The sequence below is a fragment of the Hymenobacter busanensis genome (genome assembly GCF_008727865.1).
Lineage (GTDB): Bacteria > Bacteroidota > Bacteroidia > Cytophagales > Hymenobacteraceae > Solirubrum > Solirubrum busanense.
Map to the genome: position 1 here is coordinate 274,729 of NZ_VTWU01000007.1, position 16,546 is coordinate 291,274.

At 59.7% G+C, this 16,546-nt stretch carries 10 protein-coding genes and 1 tRNA gene; 5 read left to right on the forward strand and 6 right to left on the reverse strand.

Features of this window, described 5'->3' with window-relative positions; all coding sequences use genetic code 11:
* Positions 1–224: 224 nt before the first annotated feature.
* A complete protein-coding gene (locus F0P96_RS18475; RefSeq protein ID WP_151080450.1) occupies positions 225–6,467 on the reverse strand; it encodes a T9SS type B sorting domain-containing protein in 6,243 nt (2,080 codons plus the stop codon).
* A 78-nt stretch (positions 6,468–6,545) separates the two neighbouring features.
* Positions 6,546–8,651 (reverse strand): GEVED domain-containing protein, encoded by a 2,106-nt coding sequence (locus tag F0P96_RS18480; protein ID WP_160619858.1) that lies wholly within the window; start codon positions 8,649–8,651, stop codon positions 6,546–6,548.
* Between the two features lie 332 nt (positions 8,652–8,983).
* Between F0P96_RS18480 and F0P96_RS18485 the strand changes: the two genes are divergently transcribed.
* Positions 8,984–9,814 (forward strand): SDR family oxidoreductase, encoded by an 831-nt coding sequence (locus F0P96_RS18485; protein WP_151080452.1) that lies wholly within the window; start codon positions 8,984–8,986, stop codon positions 9,812–9,814.
* Between the two features lie 338 nt (positions 9,815–10,152).
* Here the strand turns inward: F0P96_RS18485 and F0P96_RS18490 are convergent, their stop codons facing one another.
* Positions 10,153–10,677 (reverse strand): hypothetical protein, encoded by a 525-nt coding sequence (locus tag F0P96_RS18490; RefSeq protein ID WP_151080453.1) that lies wholly within the window; start codon positions 10,675–10,677, stop codon positions 10,153–10,155.
* Between the two features lie 270 nt (positions 10,678–10,947).
* On the opposite strand from F0P96_RS18490, the gene F0P96_RS18495 reads away from it, so the two are divergent.
* The 3 genes from F0P96_RS18495 (at position 10,948) to F0P96_RS18505 (ending at position 13,012) form a co-directional block, all read left to right on the forward strand.
* A tRNA-Lys gene (locus tag F0P96_RS18495) sits at positions 10,948–11,020 on the forward strand.
* 464 nt (positions 11,021–11,484) lie between these two features.
* Positions 11,485–11,955, forward strand: coding sequence for a hypothetical protein (locus F0P96_RS18500; RefSeq protein ID WP_151080454.1), 471 nt, complete (start codon positions 11,485–11,487; stop codon positions 11,953–11,955).
* A 22-nt stretch (positions 11,956–11,977) separates the two neighbouring features.
* Positions 11,978–13,012 (forward strand): PD-(D/E)XK nuclease family protein, encoded by a 1,035-nt coding sequence (locus F0P96_RS18505; protein ID WP_151080455.1) that lies wholly within the window; start codon positions 11,978–11,980, stop codon positions 13,010–13,012.
* A gap of 224 nt (positions 13,013–13,236) precedes the next feature.
* On the opposite strand, the gene F0P96_RS18510 is transcribed toward F0P96_RS18505, so the two are convergent.
* Genes F0P96_RS18510 through F0P96_RS18520 form a run of 3 tightly spaced genes read right to left on the reverse strand, consistent with a single transcriptional unit; the run spans position 13,237 to position 15,197 of the window.
* The gene (locus F0P96_RS18510; protein WP_151080456.1) at positions 13,237–13,611 is read right to left on the reverse strand and encodes an HIT family protein; all 375 of its coding nucleotides are present in this window, start codon (positions 13,609–13,611) and stop codon (positions 13,237–13,239) included.
* 41 nt (positions 13,612–13,652) lie between these two features.
* A complete protein-coding gene (locus F0P96_RS18515; RefSeq protein WP_151080457.1) occupies positions 13,653–14,144 on the reverse strand; it encodes a hypothetical protein in 492 nt (163 codons plus the stop codon).
* Between the two features lie 36 nt (positions 14,145–14,180).
* Positions 14,181–15,197, reverse strand: coding sequence for an HNH endonuclease (locus F0P96_RS18520; protein WP_151080458.1), 1,017 nt, complete (start codon positions 15,195–15,197; stop codon positions 14,181–14,183).
* Positions 15,198–15,311: 114 nt separating this feature from the next.
* On the opposite strand from F0P96_RS18520, the gene F0P96_RS18525 reads away from it, so the two are divergent.
* Positions 15,312–16,493: an EVE domain-containing protein gene (locus tag F0P96_RS18525; protein ID WP_151080459.1), complete on the forward strand. Its 1,182-nt coding sequence runs from the start codon at positions 15,312–15,314 to the stop codon at positions 16,491–16,493.
* Positions 16,494–16,546 lie beyond the last annotated feature (53 nt).

Consider the following 16,546-nt stretch of genomic DNA (forward strand, 5'->3'; position numbering starts at 1 on the left):
TAAGACCGTTTCAGTTGTTACCAAGAAGCCTCCGGTTGGTTCTACATCCATTGTGGGGCTTCTAAGTAGGTTTCTGTTGCTTCTAAGACGGTTTCGCGCACTTCTAAGCAGCTTTCGTCCCTGCCAGCCCGGTATAGAAAAGGGCCTTCGAGCGAGTTGCTGATGCGGGCATAAAAAAAGGCCGCCCGGAAGCTCCGGGCGGCCTTTTTAGAATAGCGAGGTTCTTACTTCACCACTTCAAACGTGCCGCGGGTTACGGTGCCGTTGGCTTGCTTGAAGAGGAAATAGTAGGTACCGGCCGGCTGGTCGGGCGCGTTCCAGGTGTTGAGGTAGTTGGTGGTTTTGTACACCTCGCGGCCCCAGCGGTTCAGAATCGTGAGCGTGTTGCCGGGGTAGAGCTCCACGCTGCGGATGTAGAACGTCTCATTCAGCCCGTCGTTGTTGGGGGTAATCACGTTGAAGAACTCCAGCTTGTTCTCGAAGCTGGCATCGGCCCCGTTCGACCACGCCGTGCGGGCCTGGGCGTCGGTGCTGATGGCCTTCACGCGGAAGCTCTGCGCAAAGCCGGCTCGCGACGAGGCAAACTCCTCGGTGTAGGTGGCAGCGGCCGTAGCCGGTACCGTTTTCACCAGCTCCAGGGCGCCGCCGTCGGCCTGGCGGTACAGCTCGTACTGCTTCACGGGGAAGCCCGCGTAGGCGTTCCAGCCCACTTTCACCGTGCCCTCGGCCCGGCCCGCGCCGGGTTCGGTGCTTTGGATGGTGGCGCGGATGGTGGTGTGCTGGGTGCTGCTGAGCAGGGTGCCGCAGGCGTTGGTCAGTTCCACGCGGTAGTCGTACGACTTGGCATCGGCATCCACGCCGGTATCGGTGAAGGAGGTAGCCGTGTTCGGAGCCGTGCCCACCTGAGCGAAGGTGCCCGTGCCAGCGTCGCGGCGCAGGATGCGCACCTGGTTGGTGTTGCCGGCGTTGTTGGGCACGCTCAGGGCCACCACCACTTTCCGGTCGTCGGTCTGGTCGACGGAGGCCGTGTTCAGGGCCACGGTGGCGTTGTCGAGCGGCAGGGTAATGGTGGTAGCCGGGCCGGCGCAGCCGAACTGCGAGGTTTCCTGCACCACCACGGTACGCGAGGCGGCCGTCGGGTTGAAGTTCACCGTGATGCTGCCCGTGCCGTTGCCGCTGACGATGGTACCGCCCGTTACCGTCCACTGGAAGGTGCTGCTGCTGCTGGCGTTGTTGATGGTGTAGCTCAGGCCGCTGAGGGACTCGGGGCAGAGCTGACGCGGACCCACCACGGTGGCGGCGGCAGGCAGCGGATCAACGGTAAACGGATGGCTGGCCGCCAAGCCCTGGCAGCCCGCGGCGTTGGTTTCGCGGGCCGTGAGCAGGTACGTGCCCGGGGCCAACGACGGCAGCGAGACGGTGATGCCCGTTACACCGGGAATTACCACGTTGTTCAACGACCATTGGTAGAGGCCGTTGCTGACGCGCGGCAGGGTGAAGGTAGCCGTGGTACCCGTGCAGAAGCGCGTGGGACCCACCAACTGCTGCAGCACCGGCGAGGGGTTCACCGTTACGTAAAGCGTATCGGATACGCCCAAGCAGCGGATGGTGCCGCCGGCCGTAGAGCTGTTTTCCGTCACCACAATCTTGTTGATGCCGGGACGTGTCCACTGCACTTGCACCGAGGCCAGGTTGGTGCTGACCTGGGTGCCGCCGATGATCTGCCAGGAATACACCGAGCCGTTGGTGTACTGGGTCTGGTAGGTGAAGGGGCCTTCGGCCTGGCACACCTGCAGCGGACCAGCCGGTTTCTGGGTAGCCAGAATTTGGTTGATGCGCACCGGGAATACCACCGTGTCGGACGAGCAGCCGAACTGGTTCAATTGGAAGGCTTCCACCTTGGCCGTGGTCGAAGCACCCTGCCAGTCCACCGTAATGGCGGGCGTGCCCTGGCCGCTGACGATGGTGCCGCCCGTTACTTTCCACTGGTAGGCGGTATTGCGCGGGTTGCGGATGGTGTAGGCCACGCCCGTTACCTGCGGGCACACCGAGGCGCTGCCCTGGATGCTATCCGTGGCCGGGCGCGGGTTCACCGTCACCAGTACCTGGTCGGTGGCGGTGCAACCCTGCGGGTTGGTAGCGGTGACGGTGTAGGTAATGGTTTGAGCGGTGGCCACGTTGGCCGTAAACGTGGGCTGGGCGGCGGTGGCGCTGCTCAGGTTGGCAGCAGGGCTCCACTGGTAGGAGTAGCCCGCCAGTGCCGGCGTGCCCAGGCGCGTCGACTTCTCCGAGCACAGCGTCGCGTCGACCCCGGCATTGACTACGGCGGCCGGATTCACAGTTACATCAATTGTGTCGCGGCTCACACAGCCGGCCAGCGTGGTTGCCGTCAGTACGTAGCGGGAGACAAGGGGGCTGGCGGTAGTGTTGGTGAGGGTAACAGAAGTAAACGAAGCTGTGGGACCGGCCACGCCGGTAGTCGGGCTCCAGGCAAACGTGGTGCCGGTGGGGTACAAGGCCGTGGTGCCGATGGGGGTGCTCTGGCCGGAACACACGGTTTTGTCGGTGCCGGCAAAAGCCACCACCTTCGGGTTCACGGTTACCTCTACCGTGTCACGCGCTACGCAGCCCAGGGTGGTAGTTGCCGTCAGCACGTACTTCGTTACCAGCGGCGCGGTAGAGACGTTGGAGACGTGCGTGAGGGTAACGGCCGAAGTGGCCGAGGTCGGGTTAGCCAAGCCAGTAGTCGGACTCCATTGATAGGTGGTGCCCGCTATTACCGAGGCCGCGTTGCCCAGCAGGGCGGTGCCGCCCGAGCAGAACGTCGCGTCGGTGCCGGCGCTGGCCACGGCGGCCGGGTTCACCGTCACGGTTACCTGGGAGGTGGCGCTGCAGCCTTCGGCCGTGGTAGCCGTGAGGGTGTAGGTAAACGTCAGCGGGGCGCCGGTGGGGTTAGTGGTGGCCGAGAAGGTTGGCTGCGCAACGGTCGGGTTGCTAAGTGCCGTCGACGGGCTCCAGGAGTAGGTGTAGCCGGGCAGCGGCGCCGAGCCCAACTGCCGGGATTCACCCGAGCAGAGCGTCAGGTTGGGGCCGGCAGCGGCCACAGCGGCCGGGTTCACCGTCACCACCACTTGGTCGGTGGCAGTGCAGCCTTCGGTCGTGGTTACGGTCAGGGTGTAGGTAGTCGACTGCAGGGTAGTGCCGGTATTGGTCAGCGTCACTTGCGGGCGGGCCGTAGTAGCGCTGCTCAGGCCCGTGGCCGGGCTCCAGGCATACGTAGAGCCGGCGGTGGCTGCCGTACCCAACTGGACGGAAGCGCCCGAGCAGAAGGCCACATCGGCGCCAGCTTGCGCAATGGCGGCCGGGTTTACCGTTACCGTTACCTGGCTGGTGGCAGTACAGCCCTCCGGCGAAGTGGCCGTAACGGTGTACGTCTGCACGGTGGGAGTGGAGCCGGTGGTCAGTGTCACCGTCGGTTGCGCGGCGGTGGCGCTGCTGAGGCCGGCAGCGGGACTCCACTGGTAGGTGTAGCCCGGCAAGGCGGGTGTGCCAATTTGCGTGGTGGTGCCCGAGCAGAACGCGCGGGACGGACCGGCAGCGGCCACAGCGGCGGGGTTCAGGGTCACGGTCACCTGGTCGGTAGCGGTGCAGCCCTGGGTCGTAGTCGCCGTTACCGTGTAGGTAAAGGTTTGAACCGTGCCGGTTGTGTTCGTGAGCGAGAAGGTAGGCTGGGCGGCGGTGGCGCTGCTCAGGCCCGTGGCTGGGCTCCACTGGTAGCTCTGGCCAAAGGCCGCAGCCGTGCCGAGGGCGGCCGAAGCACCCGAGCACAGCGTGGCATCGGCGCCGGCGTTGGCCGAAGCGGCCGGGTTCAGGGTCACCGTTACCTGGTCGGTAGCGGTGCAGCCCTCTGCCGTCGTAGCCGTGACGGTGTATACCGTCGTAAGCGGCGCCGAACCCGGACCCAGCGTCTGGCTGAAGAAGGGCTGAGCTATGGTGGCGTTGCTTAGGCCGGTGGCCGGGCTCCACTGGTAGCGGTAGCCCGCGCGAGCTAGGGCGCCAAGCTGGACCGTAGCACCCGAGCAAAGACTTAGATCTGAGCCTGCCTCGGCTACGGCAGCCGGGTTCACCGTCACCGTTACCTGGTCGGTGGCGGTGCAGCCTTCGGCGGTAGTCACGGTTACGGTGTAGGTAAACGACTGCGTGGCAGAGGTGGTGTTAATCAGCGAAACCGTGGGCTGGGCCACCGTCGGGCTGCTCAAGCCGGTAGCGGGGCTCCACTGATAGGAGTAGCCCGGCTGCGGAGCCGCGCCCAATTGGGCCGAAGCGCCCGAGCAGAAGCTGGGGTCGGTGCCGGCATTGGCCACGGCCGCGGGGTTCAGGGTCACCGTCACCTGGTCGGTGGCGGTGCAGCCCTGGCCCGTGGTGGTGGTTACGGTGTAGGTAATGGTTTGCGGGGCCGAGCCGGGCGCCAGCGTTTGGCTGAACGTAGGCTGGGCAGCGGTGGCGCTGCTCAGGCCGGTGGCCGGGCTCCACTGGTAGGTTTGGCCCGCTACCGAGGCTGCACCAAGCGTAACCGAAGTACCCGAGCACACGGTGGCATCGGCTCCGGCATTGGCCACGGCTACCGGGCTGACCGTTACGGTAATTTGCCGGGTGTCGGTGCAGGTGCCGGTGGTGCTGGTTACGGTGTAGGTAGTGGTTTGAGTAGGCGAAACGCTGATGCGCGGCCCCGTGAAGGTTTGCGAGCCGGCGGTCCACACGTAGGTGCCGCTGCCGCCCGTTACCGTCAGAATTGCCGACTGACCCAGGCAGATGCTGGTGTTGCCGCTCACGGCCAGGGTGCTGGCCGGCTGAATCTGAATGTCGCGGCTTACCGAGTCGCTCAAACAGCCGAATGCGGAAACGTTCTTGAGCGTGATGCGGCCCTGGCCGGTGTTGCTCCACAACACCTGCACGTTGTTGCCGGTGGCGGGGCCCTGAATGGTGCCGCCCGTTACGCGCCAGTTGTAGCCGCCCGTGGGAACCGGCCCCACGGCGGTGTAGGTGCGCACCACCGTCCGGTCGCAGATGGTGGTGTCGCCGTTAATGCGCGTGGGCGCGGCGGCTTTGTTCACGAAAATCTGGAACACGTCGGCCACCAGCTTAATCGGGCAGCCGTTGTCGGTAGCCGTAATCGATACGTCGTAGGGCGTGGGGCGGCCGTCGCCGCAACGGGCCGTGAAGCGGAATACCCCGCTGACGTTGCCGCCCGTGCCCGTAACCGAAGCGTTGCCGACGCTACTGCCTGCCGGAACTACGCCTTCCTGGTTGTTAAACGTTGCGTTGAAGCCCCCGGCGCCATCGAGCAGGACGCTGCCGGCGCGCAGGTTTAGGTTGTTGCCGTCAGCGTCGGTCGCGGCAACGGGGAAGCTGATGGTTTCGCCTTCTTCCAGCGTAAAGGTGCGCTGACTAGTGCTGGCGGGCGTAAGCTGCGGGGCGTTGTTGGGCGGGCATGTTCGCGACACCAGCTGCACGTCGCGCCTGGTTACGCCTACTAACACCTCCGTGCCGTTGATGCGGCGGTATTCGCGCACGTCAACCGCCACGGCGTATTCGCCAATCTGCGGAGCGGCGTACTTCGAGAGGCCGGTGCTGGCATTGAGCGAAGCGTAGCTGCCCGCGCCGGGGCCGAACGGCTGCGCCGCGCTGAAGCCGGTGTTGTAGGTGGCCGGGGTAGGAGGAGGCGTGAAGGTACCGGGCGGAATAACCCCGCCCGAAGGCGTACCAAACGAGTAAATCAGACGGTCGCCGTCGGCATCCACGGCGTTGTTGAGCACCAGGCTCGTGTCGCCCTGGCAGATGATGGCCACGGCGGTATCGGCAAACGTGGGCGAGCTGTTGGGAATCAGCGGCGGGGCCATTTCCATGTACAGCGTCATGCGGGTGCCGCCCGAGTTGGCAATGTTCTCGAGGCCATCGTTGCGGGCGTTGTCGGAATACACCGCGTAGTAGCCGGCAAACGAGAGCGGCAGGTTCACGATGGTGGTGTAGCGCGTAATGCGCACCGGAATGTTGCCGTTGGGAATGGTGCAGCCGCTGGGTGTGGGCGGCAAGGCCACCACCGAAGCACCCCGGGCAATGCACAGGTCGTTGGCATTGTCGACGGCCATGTTCGGCGGTGCCGGGCTGCAGGTCGGCCCGTTCACGGCCGTCATCGGAATGCGGACGTTGCCCTGGGAGCGGTTGTAAATAGCCACTTCCACGGCGGGGCGGGTCCCGTTGATACCGCCTACCCCCAGCCCCCGGACGTTATCGGTGTAAATCGTCACGGTCACTTCGTAGCGGAACGGCGCGGCGGCCGGGCCGTTGGCATCGAGGTAACGATACGTCATTTCGCCGCCCATTAAGTGGGAAGCCGCTGCCTGGCCCGTGGCAAGGCCCAACAGCGCAAGCAGCACCAGCAAGCTGCGGAGTAGAGTTGTTCGCATATAAGCAGAGGAGAAAAGCAAGGAAAAATGGCCGGACGCCGCTCGCCCGCGAGCAGCATCCGGCCACGGCAAGGAGAGTTAGTCGCGCAGCACGCGGCGCACCAGCGGCTGGCCGTCGGTGCCTTGCAGGCGCAGCAGGTACAGCCCGCGCGGCAGGGTCGAGAGGTCGACAGCCGCGGCGGTGCCGGGCACCAGGCGCACCTGCGAGCGGAGCACCACGGCACCCAGGGTGTTTTCCACCGTCAGGGCGTAGGTGTCGGTGGCGCGTCCCTCGGCCAGCTGCAGGTGCACACGACCGTCGGGGGTGGGGTTCGGGTACACGCTCAGGCTAGCTAGGCTGCGCGCTTCCTGCGCCGACAGCAGCGGGGTAATATTCACCGAGTAGTCCTCGGTTTCGGCGTTTGCCTGGTTGACTTGACACGCAAACGGGGCGTTGTTGTTCAGCCGGGTGATGATGCGCATGCGGGTGAAGCCAACCACGCTGGCAAGGTTGGGCACGGTGAAATTGGCGCTGAGCGCGGCCCCCGACTGCGTGTTGTATAGGATTTCGCTGGCGTTGTCGAACACCCCGTTGCGGTTGTAGTCAATCCAGGCCGTGGTGGTGCGGTTGAACGTGGTGCCCGACACCACCGACATGTTGTAGGTGCTTCCCTGGCGCAGCGACATGACCTTGGTAGTGTAGTCGCCGTAGCCGTTGGCCTCGGCGGCCGAGCTGTTGGAAAACGGTGTGGGCAACGTCGAGCCGCTCACCGTTACGTTGGCAATCCAGATGTTCGCGGTGGTGCCGGAGGAAGTCGAGGCGCAGTACGTGATACACGGCACGGCTACGGCTATGTAGTTGGCTTTGGTCGAAATGTTCTGACCAAACGCGTTGCTGGCCGTCAGCGTCACAGTGTATACTCCCGACGTGGTGTAGGCGTGGGTGGGGTTCTGCTGGGTGCTGGTGGTGTTGTCGCCGAAATTCCAGAGCCACGACGTGGGCGCGTTCTGGCTTTGGTCGGTGAACTGCACCGTGCTGGCGCAGGTGCTGGAGTAGTTCGAGGTGAAGTTGGCAATGGGCGGCTGCGTGTTGGGCAGCACCGTCACCGAGTAGTCTTCGGCCTGCCCGAACTGCACACTGCCGCAAGGGCTGACGATAGAGCCGGCGAAGTCGGAAATGACGCGCAGGCGCAAGGGCGTATTCTTGAGGGCGCTTCCCGGGATGGTAAGGGTAGCGAAGACGTTCGTGGTACGGTTCAGGGCCGTCAGCAGCAGCTCGTTGCTCGTAAAGGTGCCGTCGTTGTTCAAATCCAGCCACACCCGCGTATCCTGGGCGTTGGTGTTGCCGGTCTGTACACTAACGGTGTAGCTGTTGCCCTCTATCAAACTTACCCGTTTGGTGCAGGTGAAATCCTGGTAGCCCACCGAGCCGTCGGCCGACGAGTTGGAGAGCGAGCCGAGCGCGAAGCCGGTGATGCCGTAGCCGCAGCAGTAGTTGACGGTGGCCGCGGCGCAGGTGGCGGCGGCCGGGGCCGGCACCTGGGTGTTGTAGGTGATGTAACCCGCGCGGGTGCTCAAGTTGTTGCCGGCCGCGTTGGTGGCCGTCAGCGTCACAGTGTAGGTGCCGGGCGTGGTGTAGCAGTGGCGCGGGTTCTGCTGGGTGCTGGTGGTGTTGTCGCCGAAATTCCAGAGCCACGACGTGGGCGCGTTCTGGCTTTGGTCGGTGAACTGCACGCAGCCCGAGCAGGTCAGCGGCTGGTCGCCCACGAAAGCGGCCACGGGCGCGGCCGTGCTGGCCTGCAGCGTCACGGCGTAGTCTTCGGTTTGCGAGTACTGCGACGTGGTGCAGGGCCCCGGAAGGGTCGTCAGGCTGTAGTCGGCGGCCACGCGCAGGCGCAGCGGCACGCCCACCGCCGCCCCGGCCCCGATGCGCACCGTGCGCGTTTGCAGGCCCGTACCCGAGGAGGCGAAGATTTCCTCCGTGCTGGTGTTGAACTGCCCGTCGTTGTTGAGGTCGAGCCAGGCGCGCACGTTCTCGGCCGCGCCGGCGTTGGTCGTCACCCGCATCACGTAGTCCACACCCACGGTGAGGGTGGTGGCCACGGCCGGTACCGGGCCCACGGCGCAGGAATAATCCTTGTAGCCGTCGCGCACGCCCGCCGTGGTGTTGTTGATCGTGTTGAGCGTCACGTTCAGAATCCCCATGTTAAAGGGGTAGTTTGCCGCCGGGGCCGAGCCCGGCACGCACGCCGCCACTGGGCACTGCGCCTGCACTGCAGGTGCCAGCAACGTCAACAAAGGCAGTAAAATAGCCGGCGCCCAGCGCCGTAGGGGTAGCATGTGTGGCATAGAAAGTCCCAGTGAGAGTGGGGAATTCGGGTCGTTAAAGGTAGCGACTAAATCCAATCAACCATACCGACAATGCAACCTCTTATGTGATTAATCGTATGGGCGCGCCCGATTGGGCCGCCGTTTCCAAAGCCCGTAGCTTTGCGGGCCCGCAGCCGCAGGGTTGCGCGTTCCAATTGATCCAGCATATGCAAGGAAAAGTAGTCTTGATTACGGGTGGTACCTCGGGCATTGGGCGCGCCTGCGCCGTAGCCTTTGGTCAGGCGGGCGCCCGCGTTGCCGTTACCGGCCGCGACGAAGCGCGCCTGCGCGAAACCGCCGAGCAACTCCGCGCTTTGGGCATCGACGCCCGCACCATTCGGGCCGACGTGGCTTCGGAAGCCGACTGCCGCCGCGCCGTGGAGGAAACTGTGCAGGCGTTTGGCCGCCTCGACGTGCTGCTCAACAACGCCGGCATTTCTATGCGCGCCCTGTTCCAAGATGCCGAGTTGGAGGTAATTCAGCGGCTGATGCAAACCAATTTTTTCGGCACCGTGTACACCACCAAATACGCCCTGCCGCACGTGCTGGCGGCGCGGGGTAGTGTCGTGGGCGTGTCGAGCATTGCTGGCTACCGCGGCTTGCCGGGCCGCACCGGGTATTCGGCTTCCAAATTTGCCATGCAGGGCTTTCTGGAAGCGCTGCGCACCGAAGTGCACCCGCAGGGCGTGCACGTGCTGACGGCCTGCCCGGGTTTCACCAGCTCCAACATCCGCAATACCGCCCTGGCCGCCGACGGCTCCCAGCAAGGCGAGTCGCCGCGCGACGAAAACCAGATGATGAGCAGCGAGGAGGTGGCCCGGCATATCCTGCACGCCGTGCAAACCCGCAAGCCCACACTGGTGCTGACGGGCAAGGGCAGGTTGACGGTCTTTCTCAACAAGTGGCTGCCCGCCAGTATAATGGACCGCCTCGTGCTCAACGAATTTCAAAAAGAGAAAAATTCGCCGGTTGGTCACAAGCCCGCCCCCAGCCAGTAAGCGGCTGGTTTAGGTCGAGGCAATAGAGGTGGAGTAGGTAAGTAAAGTAACAAAGGTGGCCACGCAGCAGCCTTTGTATGCAACGTCCCTAACTACCTCTGAGCCCCGGCCATCGACTAGTAGACATTATGAGTCCATGGCCGGGCTGCGCGGCTGATGGTTTCCGTCAGCACCGTTGCGGCTTGGCTTTAGGTGTTCCTCACTTGTGTCTATGCCTCGTTGCTGGTAATGCTCTGGTCATGGCTTCAACGGGCCAAACTTGAACCGCCGGGTCCCTATTCTGCTGGATACTGAGCCAGCCTAATGGGCTTCAGTGGCATCAGGCTCATGGAAGGCTATTACTGGACCAGCAGCAAATCGTGCTGACGGATGTAGGCCATGCGGCCGCGCCACACCACTTGGTACCAGATGTCGCGCTTGCCTCTTACCAAGAGCCGGTCCCCGCTGGCTACGGTAGTCAGCCAGTCGCTAGCAGCGCTCGGGGCTGCCATAAGTGCTGCATGAGGTTGGCAAACCAAGCCTGCAGTCGGCGGAGCCAGCAACTCCATAAATGCTCCCACCAGCAGCAGGTAGCAACCATATACCACCCACCAACCACGCCCCACCCGGCGTTGCCGCAATAGCAATAGCATGCCCACTACCACGGCCACGGTGAGCAGGCTTTGTAGCACAACCGGGTAATAGCGCCTCACCGAAACCATCAACTGCTGCTGCCAAGTGCTCGGATAGCCTGTCAACTGACGGTTTTGCGCCATCTCGACCATTTTGCGCCACACAGCCCAAGTGGGGTAGCGGGCTTGGTATAGGCTTAAGTAGTACAGCGCCGAAGCACTACGGTTGTGGCTTTCTTGGGTAGCAGCCATTCGCAATAACATCCGCGGGCTTGCTTGCTGGTGTTTGAGGATCTTCCGGTAAAGGGGGTAAGCCCGCTCAGCTTGTCCGTGTGTAGTCAAAGAATCTGCTCGAAGCAGTGCTTTGCTAGTTTCTTGAGCTTGAGCAATTTGAGTAAAAAACGCTAGTAGCGCTAAAAAAAACGTGATTTTTTTCTGTCTAAAGTTTGGCATCAATGCTTCAGCCCGCTACTTTTGTACCCGCAATTCAACAACAACTAGTCGCTGAATCGCAAAGGAAATGATTCTGTAGCTCAGCTGGTAGAGCAGTACACTTTTAATGTACGGGTCCTGGGTTCGAATCCCAGCGGAATCACAGAACGCCCTGTAAGTCAAGTACTTACAGGGCTTTTTTGTGCTTGTTAAGTTTCTAGTCGAGTTACTTCTCGCTCGGTTTAGAGCTGCTGAATCGCTCTGAGCCGGTTAAAACACTATTAAGCACGCATTTCGGCTCGTCTGTTGAGCCCGGATGCCTGGACTAGCCTTTCTGCTTGCTTAGAGGACAGAATGCGATACAGGAGCCGATTTGATCCTACATCAGCTCTGCCGTAAGGGCAGCAGCCCATGAGTCGGAAGTAGGCGTTTATTTTTCCTTGGTTTCCAGTCGGGAAGTACTGTACATTGTTACCCCGCTCCCGGCGCATTAACAACTAGCCAGTTCTACGACAGCTTGGCTACTCGATCAGCTTGAGTCGCACATTGAACCTGCCCTCTAGAACTCAAGATGCTTGCCCAGGCGCTGGTGTAGTGGATTCGCTAGACACTCATTAACCCGCTTGCATGGAAAACTTTTTACTTGACGGTGAAGAATTAATCAGGCACACACCGAACAACGTTGTCGTGCTGACAACGCACCGGCTACGGTACAGCGCAGCTAACTCCAGCCACTCTCGCCTCGTTTCGATGATGCTGGATAAGGTCAGCTCGTGCGAGGTTCGCTATGAAAGTCAACCCGGACTGTGGGTTATCGGCTCGCTTTTCGCTATCCTGGGAGGCATGGCCCTGTTTGCAGGGGGGACTATCCAGCTGTTTGGTGTGCTGGCAATTGTATTAGGCCTCGTACTAATCGTAGCCTATTTGTCTACCAGAAGGCACATCGTCAGTATCACCTCGGATGGCGGAACCCGCATTGGTTTTGAAACCAAAGGACTGAAAAGAGAAGCTGTAATCGCTTTTGTGAACGAGATCGAAAAGGCTAAAACGGAGCGAGTCGAGCGCCTGTATCAACTCGCCAATTCTGTTTTGGCTTAAGCTGTATTTACCTGTCATTCCCATGAACACCAAACCAAATCTCTTCAGCCTTGCCACCAAAGAGCTGTCTCAGGATGCCTTTTTCACCTGGCTGTTGCAATGGGCCGACCAAAGTGCAGCCTCATTCGATCAACAGCTTCACCAAGTAGCCAAAGCTTTTGTCCAGCTTCTTCTGGGCGAGTCCAGCGACTACATTGTGAACCAAGTCCAAGCGGGGCGGCAGTGGAAGAACATCGATGTATGGGCGGAAGTCAATGGGGAATATTTCATTGCCATCGAAGACAAGACGACAACCGGTGAGCATTCCGAGCAACTGGAGAAGTACAAGAGAGCTGCTGAAGAACACTACAAGGAAACTGGTTTTAAGCTTGTTTTCATCTACTTGAAGACCGGCAACGAAAGCCTTACAACCTTGAAGAAAATAACGGACAAGGGCTATACTGTAATCGGCCGGAAGGCCATCTTGGGCGTGTTACAGGCCAAGGGCGTTAACAACGAGATATTCGTCGATTTCGTCGAATATCTCGCAACCATCGAAAACCAAACCCAGACTTACAGCACCATTCAGAATATCATTTCCGATTGGAGAGCAGCAGAGGGGTTTTACCTACAATTGCAAGAGCAGTTAGGTAAATGGAGCGATTGGGGGTATGTATCCAACCCCACGGGGGGATTTTTGGGTTTCTGGTACAACTGGGCAGAAACCAACGACTATAGCCTCTACATCCAGATCGAGAATAGATTTGATAGCGGCATCAAAGTGGTTGTCAAGATTGGCGACTGGGAGCCCACTATTGATACGCTTTACCGGATTGTTGCGGAGTTGCAGCCATACGCAGTGAAGCACGAGCTTACCCTTGTGAAACCAGACAAGTACAGAACAGGCGACACGTCTACGCTGGCCGTTGTCAAAAACGCTTTTGCCGATGGTGGCGACGGTAACTTTGACCTTGCTGGATTTGTGCAGGTATTGAAACGTCTGGAATTGGTATTGAACGAGTACGTTGCAGACGCAGAGCGTGTCCTGTCAAGTGCTGAGGTTAATGATCCTAGCTAGGTCATGAGCAAGACCGGAAAGAGTAGAAAGCTGGGCGGCCTAGCTTTCTACTCTTTCCGGTCTTGCTTGGCTCCCTAGGATGGGCGAATACTATCCGCAAACAGGCGGTTTCTTGTTGTTGGGTAAGAGCTTTTACGAAGGCGGTGACAAGTGGCTTGTTCGCAGCATCAGGGCGGAGGCTGAGGCTACATCTGTTTGCAAGGGCAAGGCTTACGTGCTTCCCTCTAATAATCGCCTTTCCCGGCTACACAGTGCCGTACCCCACCCCTAGGACTTTCCATGTCCCCCAAATAACGAGGAATGACATGGCAGTGGAAGTGGAAAACCGTCTGCCCAGCAGCTTGCCCGCAGTTCATTCCCAAGTTGTAGCCGTCGGGGCGGTGGCTTTCTTCGATGTTCGCTTTTACCATCTTGATTACGGCGGGCAACTCCTGTAGTTCTTCTTCGCTAAGCTCGAAATAATCCCTGCGCAGTTGCTTGGTGATAATTAGAGAATGCCCGGGGCTAACCGGGTATCCATCCCTGATCACAAAAAAGTGATCAGTAGTTATAATGTGGTTGTCCGGGCTAATTGAAAAGAAAACCGAGGGCTTTTCCATGTGCGACAAGGGTAAAGCAAATACTGGTTGCGTCGGGGAGTTTAGGCCAGCAACGCTTTGAGCCGCTTGTTCTCCTCAGTAAGCTTGGCTATTCTTTCTTTCAGCTGAAGGTTCTCGTGCGTCAAATCGTACGCCTCCCAGCTATCAAATTTTGAAACCTGCGTGAGGGCTTTGCTTATCAGGTACACCGTATTGGAGGCGCTGATATTGGCGGGTTCTGTATGCAGTTGCCGCACTATTCCTCTAGGGTCTATCAGGTCAAAATAAATCCGATCAGGAAAGTAGTTCGTCGCACTTCCCCAATGGGCCCCAGTTGTCCATTTGCTGTTCCCAAAGCCTGTTGCCTTACCGGCCAAGTCGAAGACCTCAAAGTGCTGAGCCCAGTTCTGCCCACAAGTATTCTTGGTGCCGTGGGTGATGTATGCCTTCAAAACATACGCTACAGCAGCATTCCGTGCCAGTTCAAAGGAATCGTGGCGACTTACACGTTTGTTATCGAATACGGCGTAAAATTCCTCTTGCAAGTGCTTCATATGATCAGTTGGTATTGGTCATTTCTTTAGCCCTATTCAAAATGCGCCCTTCTTGTTGTTCAGGCGGGTGATGAGTTTGCGATAGAAAGAATCAGCCTCCGGGTTGTAACCGGCAGCGCCCCCCCAATAATAAGCCCCCAAGATCTCCTTTGCGTTGTCGTAGTGCTTTCGCAGACTCTTGGCACGTTGAGCGGGGGAAGAGCCGAGCTCTCTTTCTATCTTTCCTTTCCAGGGGTGGTTGCTGCCCATGATGTTCTCGTTGCGGGCAATCAGCTTCTGGATGAAGTGCTCCCCGACGAGCCTATCGCTCTTGCTGAGATTACAGTCCTGATGGGCAAGCACCAGGTTCCAGATCTCGTCGTGGTGCAGTACTTGCCTGGGCAGGACATGGTCAACGTGGACCCCGCCTGCAGCCATGGGTTCGCCGCAGTAGAAGCAGGTGTTGGCTTGGTAGCCTTCCAAGAAAGGAATGTTAGCCGTCAGGTTGGTTCGGTGGTAGCCGTTTAACAGGTAGATGCCCCGCAGGTCGTTGGCGAGTTGTGAGTGGTCGTGAGAAATCTGAAAGGCACCCTCCAGCAGCCCCCATCGGCTGTCCAGTTGGCTTTGCAGGTTTGCTACTTCGCCGTCGGCCACCCGAAACAAGGCCTCGGTGAGGTTTAGCGAACGGCCGAAATCAGCGTTGTAAAATTTACCCTGCACGATTTCCCTGTCGGTGCCAATGGTCTGAAACCGGGGTATGACATCGTGAAAGGCCCGCAGCCCGACTTCCTCCACAGCCTGGGCGTACGTGAGCTTCCCAAGCTGGTACTCCCTGACGATTCGCTCCATGATGGTGAGCCGGGCCGGGTTGGACTGCTGCGGCATCGCTTGAGCAGCTGCAAGCCGGCTGAGGTAGTTGTCCAGATAAGCTTGCGAAAGGGCATCCCAGGTAACCACCTGCTGGTTGCGTTGGGTGAGGTCCAGCAGGGTTTTGCCTAGCGCTATCTTGTACGTTGCCGCATTCAGGCCATAGAGGATGATCCCGTTCCAGTATTCTGCCTCGCTGAATTTCATATCGGTCTATCAAGTGTATAGGTACTTACCCATAGGTTTGCCCTTCAATTGCACAGGGTAAAATACACTTGGTTTTTAGTTTTCACCCGTTGCCTAACCTCAATCGGAACTCCCATGCCCTCCGGTCCTCACATTAGCACGGCCACCTTCGTCGAGATCCTACAGAATGATAAGTTGGTGCGGAAGGACGAAGTACTGATTTTCCAAACGCTGCACGCACTGGCAGCTCGGGAGGCCTCCGCAACGGAATTGGCTCGGTTGCTGGGGTGGCGGGGCAAGAACGATGTGCAAAACAAGATACTGGGCTTGGGCCGGCGAATACTGCAGAAGTACGACATTCAGCAAAGCAAAAGGACCAACGGCACCAAAAGGTATTGGGACTTATTCTTCACCGGCCGTTACGAAGGAGTATATTTTCTCTACCGATTGAAGCCGGAGTTGGAAGCCGCTTTGGCCGAGTGTGGCCTGCTTCGAAACATCAGTTTACCTATCAGTCGACCGGCGTATTTATTTGCCTGGAACCCTGCTAAATGGCAGTGGGCAGACTTGGAGCAGCAGGTAGAAGAGTGGCAAAAGACCGGAAAGTCAACCCAGGTTTGGAGCTGCGTCAGCCACCGCAGGATCAGGCCTGGCGATCGGGTATTCTTGGTTCGGTTGGGTTCCACACCCCGGGGGATCATGGCCTCGGGTAAGGTCGTGTCCGAGCCCTTTACTGCGCCTCACTGGAACGGGGAAGACCGGGAAATCTGGAAGGTGGTTATTGAGTTCGACGTGTTGCTCAACCCTGGGCGGGACTCCATCTTAACCTTGGAATTCCTCGATACGGGTGCCCTAGCCAAACAGCAGTGGACACCCATGTCTTCAGGAGTGCCAATCCTGCCGGAAGCAGCCCAGGAACTGGAAGAGGAGTGGTTTCACTTCCTCACCACGCAGCAACTTCGGTTCCCTCCGTTTGCCGACGCTTCGCAGCATGGTTCGCAATTGTACGAGGGTGCTGCCATTGAGACGGTGCAAACCCGGTATGAGCGCAATACCTACGCTAGGAACCTCTGTCTGGAACACTATGGCTACGCATGTGCTGCCTGTGAATTCGATTTTGAGAAAACCTATGGTAGCCTTGGGCACAAGTTCATTCATGTGCATCACCGGACCATGATCTCAACGGCTGGGCAGCCTTACCAAGTGGACCCTGTCAAGGACCTGGTGCCTGTTTGCCCGAACTGTCATGCCATGCTGCACAGACAGAATCCGCCCCTTACTGTCGATGAATTGAAGCATAGGATGGCCCGTGACTAAGACAGCACATGTGTTGCTCCCTTGGCTCAAGGGAATTGCTAGTATCATCTCCG

Bases quoted from the DNA above. Each gene is read 5' to 3' on its own strand.
- F0P96_RS18475 (WP_151080450.1), bottom strand. From the start codon at position 6,467: ATGCGAACAACTCTACTCCGCAGCTTGCTGGTGCTGCTTGCGCTGTTG.
- F0P96_RS18480 (WP_160619858.1), bottom strand. From the start codon at position 8,651: ATGGGGATTCTGAACGTGACGCTCAACACGATCAACAACACCACGGCG.
- F0P96_RS18485 (WP_151080452.1), top strand. From the start codon at position 8,984: ATGCAAGGAAAAGTAGTCTTGATTACGGGTGGTACCTCGGGCATTGGG.
- F0P96_RS18490 (WP_151080453.1), bottom strand. From the start codon at position 10,677: ATGGCTGCTACCCAAGAAAGCCACAACCGTAGTGCTTCGGCGCTGTAC.
- F0P96_RS18500 (WP_151080454.1), top strand. From the start codon at position 11,485: ATGGAAAACTTTTTACTTGACGGTGAAGAATTAATCAGGCACACACCG.
- F0P96_RS18505 (WP_151080455.1), top strand. From the start codon at position 11,978: ATGAACACCAAACCAAATCTCTTCAGCCTTGCCACCAAAGAGCTGTCT.
- F0P96_RS18510 (WP_151080456.1), bottom strand. From the start codon at position 13,611: ATGGAAAAGCCCTCGGTTTTCTTTTCAATTAGCCCGGACAACCACATT.
- F0P96_RS18515 (WP_151080457.1), bottom strand. From the start codon at position 14,144: ATGAAGCACTTGCAAGAGGAATTTTACGCCGTATTCGATAACAAACGT.
- F0P96_RS18520 (WP_151080458.1), bottom strand. From the start codon at position 15,197: ATGAAATTCAGCGAGGCAGAATACTGGAACGGGATCATCCTCTATGGC.
- F0P96_RS18525 (WP_151080459.1), top strand. From the start codon at position 15,312: ATGCCCTCCGGTCCTCACATTAGCACGGCCACCTTCGTCGAGATCCTA.